Origin of the sequence: Streptococcus sp. 1055 (assembly GCF_013276815.1) — a bacterium.
In the GTDB taxonomy this organism is placed as follows: Bacteria; Bacillota; Bacilli; order Lactobacillales; family Streptococcaceae; genus Streptococcus; species Streptococcus pseudopneumoniae.
This window is the reverse complement of the sequence record NZ_VMLT01000037.1, coordinates 1-5,738: the sequence shown is the minus strand read 5'-3', so window position 1 is coordinate 5,738 and position 5,738 is coordinate 1. Positions and strand designations below refer to the sequence as shown.

The following is a 5,738-nucleotide window of genomic DNA, read 5'->3' as shown; positions in this document are numbered from 1 at the left end:
GTCCCTGCTTTGAGCTTGTAGATGAAAATGATGAAGTCAGCTCAAGTCCCTGTTTTGAGCTTGTAGATAGAACTGACGAAGTCAGCTCAAGTCCTTGCTTTGAGCTTGTAGATGGAAGCTGACGTGGTTTGAAGAGATTTTTCAAGAGTCTTAGCCTTCCATATAGTCTTTCAAATCTTGCCCTGTTAGTCCGGCATTGAGGGCAATGAGGAGTTTCAAGCGGGCTTTTTGGGCGTTGAGTTCTTTAATAAAGAAGACACCAGATTTTTGTAATTGCACGCCCCCACCCTGGTAGGCATAAACAGGCTCAGCGATACCGTTAAAGCATCGTGAAACCAGGGCGACTGGGATTCCTTTTTGCAGAAGGTTTTCTAATTTTTGAGCCGTTTCTTTGGGAATATTACCAGCTCCGAAGGCTTGGATAATTAAACCGTCCAAGTGTTCTAAATCCAGCATATCAATCAGCTCATCTGTCATACCAGCATAAGCCGAGATGATAGGCACCAAGCCTTGTATGTGATCAAGATCAAAGCGAACACGAGGTTCAGCTGTTTTAAAGTAGAGGATTTCCTGTTTCATGATGAGACCGAGGGGGCCATGTGTTGGGGTCTGGAAGGTGCTGACATTAGTCGTATGTGTTTTGGTGACATACTTGGCAGCGTGGATTTCATCGTTCATAACGACCAAAACTCCTTTGTCAGCAGCCTTGTCATCGCTAGCTACCCGTAAAGCACTCAGATAGTTATAAACACCATCACTACCGAGTTCATTGGAGCTGCGCATGGCTCCTGTTAGAACGATGGGCATGTGGGGAATTTCCATGGTATCAAGGAAATAGGCTGTTTCCTCTAAAGTATCGGTTCCGTGTGTGATCACCACCCCATCGTAATTATCTGCTTCCTCTTTGATTTTTTGGTAGAGAGCCAGCATATGTTTGGGTTTGATATGGGGGCTTGGCAGATTAAAAAAGTCCAAGGCATGAACTTGGATTCCTTCAAGTGGGTTGGATACATGATTCATAGGATTATCTGAACTGGTCACAACAGCGCCAGAAGCATCGGCCTGCATGGAAATAGTCCCACCCGTATGTAAAACAAGGATTTTCTTAGGCATGATTTACTTACTCTTTCTGAAATGTGGTATAATCATTGTATCACAAAAGGGGAGATTGGGATAGGATGGAAGTCAAAGCTGTTTTTTTTGATATCGATGGAACACTAGTCAACAATCGCAAGAGTGTTTTGAAATCCACTAGGGACGCGATTAAGATTGTTAAAGAACAAGGGGTGCTTGTCGGTGTAGCGACAGGGCGAGGACCTTTTTTTGTTAAGGAATTGATGGACGATTTGGACCTGGATTTTGCGGTAACCTATAATGGCCAGTACATCTTTACTAAAGACAGAGTCTTGTTCACGAGCCCTATTTCCAAGTTGCACTTGCGCCATCTAATTAGCTATGCTAAAAAAGAGGGGAAGGAGATTGCCCTAGGGACCAAGGATGCCATGCTGGGTTCTAAAATCATGTCCTTTGGTCTGGGTTCTTTTTCCCAACGAATCAGTCGCTTCGTTCCCTCTGTTTTAACCCGGACGGTGAGTCATTCCTTTAATCGTATGGTCAGCAAGGTTGTTCCCCAAAAGGAAGAAGACCTGCTTCATCTGATGAATCAGCCTATCTACCAAGTTTTGATGCTGATGACGCCAGAAGAATCTGAGAAGGCGGCAGCTGATTTTGAAGACTTGAAATTGACACGTAGCAATCCTTTTGCTGCGGATGTCATCAATCAAGGAAACTCTAAATTGGAAGGCATTCGACTAGTCGGGAAAGAATATGGCTTTGACCTCAACCAAGTCATGGCCTTTGGTGACTCAGATAACGATCTTGAAATGCTGGCAGGTGTTGGGATGTCGGTCGCTATGGGAAATGGTAGTAGCAGTGTCAAGGAAGTTGCCAAGCACATTACCACCAGCAATCAACAAGACGGAATCCACAAGGCCTTGGAACATTTTGGTGTTTTGGCTTCAGAAAAAGTCTTTGTCAGCCGTGACTATCATTTCAATAAGGTCAAGACCTTCCACCATATGATGGATGAACGGACTCAAGAAGAACCTCGAGCTTGGGATTTAGAAGGTGCAACCCATAGGGCTGGCTTTAAAATAGAAGAATTGGTGGAGTTTGTTCGAGCAGCCAGTCCTTCTGAAGAGGACTTTGGTCAAGCTCTATCGCAACTTCATCAGGCTCTTGATAAGGCGGCAGATAAAGTAGCCAAGAAGACGCCTGCCCAGCAAGATTTGATAGGGCAAGTGGATGCCTTGATTGACACGCTTTACTTTACCTACGGTAGTTTTGTCTTGATGGGGGTGGACCCAGAACGTATTTTTGACATTGTTCATCAGGCTAATATGGGGAAAATTTTTCCAGATGGCAAGGCTCATTTTGATCCAGTGACCCACAAAATCTTAAAACCAGATGATTGGGAAGAAAAATATGCTCCAGAACCTGCCATTAAAAAGGAACTGCAGCGCCAGCTCAAGGCTTATGAGCGTCATAAAGAGAGAAATAATACTCAATAAAAATCAAAGAGCAAACTNNGAAGTCAGCTCAAAACATGTTTTTGAGGTTGCAGATGGAAGCTGACGTGGTTTGAAGAGATTTTCGAAGAGTATAAACAGTAAACAAAAAGTAAACAAAAAGGAGCTGGGGGCTCCTTTTTATTTACGATTATAAGGTTTTCTCTTGTTCTCTCACCACCAGCAAATCGACCTTAGCATGGCGGAGGATGTATTCAGATGAAGAGCCGACCAAGAGGCGTTCAAAGGCGTTGAGACCGGTTGCGCCAAGGAGGATGAGGTCCACTTCTTCAGTATCGGGAATAGTACGTGCTAGTAGGGTCTTTGGATTTCCCATTTCAATGACGATATGAACATCTGCCACACCAGCATCTTTAGCACGTTTTTCGTACTCTTTCATCAGACTTCCAGCGTCGACTTGGAGTTGTTCGTAAACTTCGGCGTCAAAGGTGGATACGCTTTGGAGAGCGCGTGTGTCAATGACATGGGCGATGGTGAGTTTAGCGTCGTTTCGTAGAGCAGAATGAACTCCCTTGACAAAAGCCAAGTCTGCTTCCTTAGAACCATCGATTGCGACCATGATATTTTGGTAACGTTGTGCCATAATGAAACCTCCTGAAATTTTCTTACTATCATTGTAAACCTTTTCACTATAGAAGTAAAGCAAAAAAAGTATTTTTCAAAAAATGGTAGCGCTTGACATATACATGTATATATGTTAAAATATATAAAAAAGAGTGAGAGTGAAGATAGAATAGATTGGAGAGGAGTGGTTATGAAAAACTCTTTTCAAAAATCAAAAAAAATAAATTTCCTTTATTATGGAATCATCTTAGCTTCGGTCTTGGTAGAAGTGATCATGATTTGGCAATTAGAGAGTCTGGTACCGCTTCTTTATCCAGGTTTTGTTGGCTTTTTAGTCTTTCATTTACTCTACCATTTGGTATTATTCCTAGTCGCTAAAAGAAGTGGTCGCTGGGATTACTTGATGATATGGGGGCTTTTCCTCATGTTCAATCTTCTCTATGACTCCTTTTTAGGCTTGCTTTTTCTAGGTTTATCTTTTGGTATGTGATCTTTCTTTGGCAAAACATCTGCTATTTCACTTGTCTTGACCTCGCTTTTAGTGAGGCTTTTCTTATGTAGGATTTTAGTAACACATTTCAGCAAACTTGTCGCATTCTTTTTCTAGTGGTATAATGTTACTAGTCTGATGAATGGAGGAAACAAGATGAAAGAATATAACAAGTCTAGTAAGTTAGAGCATGTTGCTTATGATATCCGTGGTCCGGTTTTGGAAGAAGCTATGCGGATGCGAGCAAACGGAGAAAAGATTTTACGTCTGAATACAGGAAATCCAGCAGAATTTGGCTTTACAGCGCCAGACGAGGTCATTCATGACTTGATTATGAATGCGCGTGATAGTGAAGGTTATTCTGACTCCAAAGGGATTTTTTCAGCCCGTAAGGCCATCATGCAGTACTGCCAATTGAAGAAATTCCCCAATGTGGCTATGGATGATATTTACCTTGGAAATGGTGTCAGTGAGCTGATCGTCATGTCCATGCAGGGGCTTTTGGACAATGGAGATGAGGTCTTGGTGCCTATGCCCGACTATCCTCTCTGGACAGCGGCTGTCAGCCTAGCTGGGGGAAATGCCGTTCACTATATCTGTGATGAAGCTGCAGAATGGTACCCTGATATTGCGGATATCAAGTCAAAAATCACTTCCAATACCAAGGCAATCGTCCTTATCAATCCAAACAACCCAACTGGAGCCCTTTATCCGAAGGAACTCTTGCTGGAGATTATTGAGATTGCCCGTCAAAACGACTTGATCATCTTTGCGGATGAGATCTATGATCGCATGGTCATGGATGGGCATGTGCATACGCCTGTGGCGAGTCTGGCACCGGATCTCTTCTGTGTCAGCATGAATGGTCTGTCAAAATCGCATCGTATCGCTGGTTTCCGTGTGGGTTGGATGGTTCTGTCTGGTCCTAAGACACATGTTAAGGGCTATATCGAAGGGCTCAATATGCTGTCCAATATGCGCCTTTGCTCTAACGTTTTGGCCCAACAAGTCGTCCAAACCTCCTTGGGTGGTCACCAATCAGTCGATGAATTACTCCTTCCTGGTGGACGAATCTACGAGCAAAGAAATTTCATCTATAATGCCATTCAAGAGATTCCAGGTTTGTCTGCCGTTAAACCCAAGGCGGGTCTCTATATCTTCCCCAAAATCGACCGCAATATGTACCGTATCGATGATGATGAGCAGTTTGTCCTTGATTTCTTGAAGCAGGAAAAGGTGCTCTTGGTTCATGGTCGCGGTTTTAACTGGCAGGAACCAGACCACTTCCGTATCGTTTACCTTCCTCGTGTCGAGGAACTAGCCCAAATCCAAGAAAAGATGACTCGTTTCTTAAAACAGTATCGCAGATAGGGCTTACATGAGAAAAAGCTGGAAACATTTGCCTAGAGCTATTGACAAAAGTGACAGAATCAGATAGAATGGTAAAGTATGTTTAGTAACTGATCACTTTATAGCCGGCTAAACGAATACAAAATCTATGAGGAGGTATTCATCGTGAAACGTACTTATCAACCAAGTAAACTTCGTCGTGCGCGCAAACACGGATTTCGTAACCGTATGTCAACTAAAAATGGTCGTCGCGTATTGGCAGCTCGTCGTCGTAAAGGACGCAACGTTTTGGCTGCCTAGTCCAAACCACGGAGAAGGAAAGTCAGTAGGAACTCGAGTCTACTGGCTTTTATTGTGCTTAAAAATAGGGGCAAGAGTAGATGAACCCGGTGTCAAAGATAGAATAGCTGGAAGCTAGGATAGTAGATAGCGACTGCTAAAACAGTTTTAGAAATTGCTTTGCATTTCCTAATCAATCTGTTGCGTTTTTATTTCCTTTCGCTATAGATCTGTCTGGTAAAGGAAGGGCTCGTCATAAGCTATAGTAGATTGAAACGAGAATAGGACACCTCTACTTCTAAAACATGGTTAGAAATCGATTTGACTGTCCTGATCGATTTGTCCTGTTCTTATTTCATTTCACTATAGTTGAACCATCTCATTTTTAGGAGGGCTGGGTGGCTAACTTCCTTATAGAACTGTTAGTGGGATTCAGCGATGAAAAAAAGGTAAATTCCCAAACTAAG

Annotated in this window: 6 protein-coding genes; 4 read left to right on the top strand and 2 right to left on the bottom strand. The window is 43.0% G+C overall.

All coding sequences use genetic code 11. From position 1 onward, the window contains the following. Positions 1–150: 150 nt before the first annotated feature. The gene (locus HT699_RS03820; protein WP_050302899.1) at positions 151–1,113 is read right to left on the bottom strand and encodes an asparaginase; all 963 of its coding nucleotides are present in this window, start codon (positions 1,111–1,113) and stop codon (positions 151–153) included. 65 nt (positions 1,114–1,178) lie between these two features. On the opposite strand from HT699_RS03820, the gene HT699_RS03815 reads away from it, so the two are divergent. After that, complete coding sequence (locus HT699_RS03815; RefSeq protein ID WP_000453149.1) at positions 1,179–2,570, top strand: Cof-type HAD-IIB family hydrolase; 1,392 nt, start codon at positions 1,179–1,181, stop codon at positions 2,568–2,570. Positions 2,571–2,718: 148 nt separating this feature from the next. Here HT699_RS03815 and HT699_RS03810 read toward each other — a convergent pair whose 3' ends face one another. After that, entirely contained in the window at positions 2,719–3,171 is a 453-nt protein-coding gene (locus tag HT699_RS03810) for a universal stress protein (RefSeq protein WP_079252991.1), read from the bottom strand. A 171-nt stretch (positions 3,172–3,342) separates the two neighbouring features. Here HT699_RS03810 and HT699_RS03805 point away from each other — a divergent pair, with 171 nt between their 5' ends. From HT699_RS03805 to rpmH, 3 genes are all read left to right on the top strand, one after another. Beyond that, positions 3,343–3,642, top strand: a complete 300-nt coding sequence (locus tag HT699_RS03805) for a hypothetical protein (RefSeq protein WP_172934108.1) — start codon at positions 3,343–3,345, stop codon at positions 3,640–3,642. A 156-nt stretch (positions 3,643–3,798) separates the two neighbouring features. Next, on the top strand, positions 3,799–5,013 hold the full coding sequence (locus HT699_RS03800; RefSeq protein WP_023934190.1) for a pyridoxal phosphate-dependent aminotransferase: 1,215 nt from the start codon (positions 3,799–3,801) through the stop codon (positions 5,011–5,013). Between the two features lie 144 nt (positions 5,014–5,157). Next, positions 5,158–5,292: a 50S ribosomal protein L34 gene (gene rpmH, locus HT699_RS03795; protein ID WP_000831907.1), complete on the top strand. Its 135-nt coding sequence runs from the start codon at positions 5,158–5,160 to the stop codon at positions 5,290–5,292. Positions 5,293–5,738: the final 446 nt, after the last annotated feature.

Bases quoted from the DNA above. Each gene is read 5' to 3' on its own strand.
- HT699_RS03820 (WP_050302899.1), bottom strand. From the start codon at position 1,113: ATGCCTAAGAAAATCCTTGTTTTACATACGGGTGGGACTATTTCCATG.
- HT699_RS03815 (WP_000453149.1), top strand. From the start codon at position 1,179: ATGGAAGTCAAAGCTGTTTTTTTTGATATCGATGGAACACTAGTCAAC.
- HT699_RS03810 (WP_079252991.1), bottom strand. From the start codon at position 3,171: ATGGCACAACGTTACCAAAATATCATGGTCGCAATCGATGGTTCTAAG.
- HT699_RS03805 (WP_172934108.1), top strand. From the start codon at position 3,343: ATGAAAAACTCTTTTCAAAAATCAAAAAAAATAAATTTCCTTTATTAT.
- HT699_RS03800 (WP_023934190.1), top strand. From the start codon at position 3,799: ATGAAAGAATATAACAAGTCTAGTAAGTTAGAGCATGTTGCTTATGAT.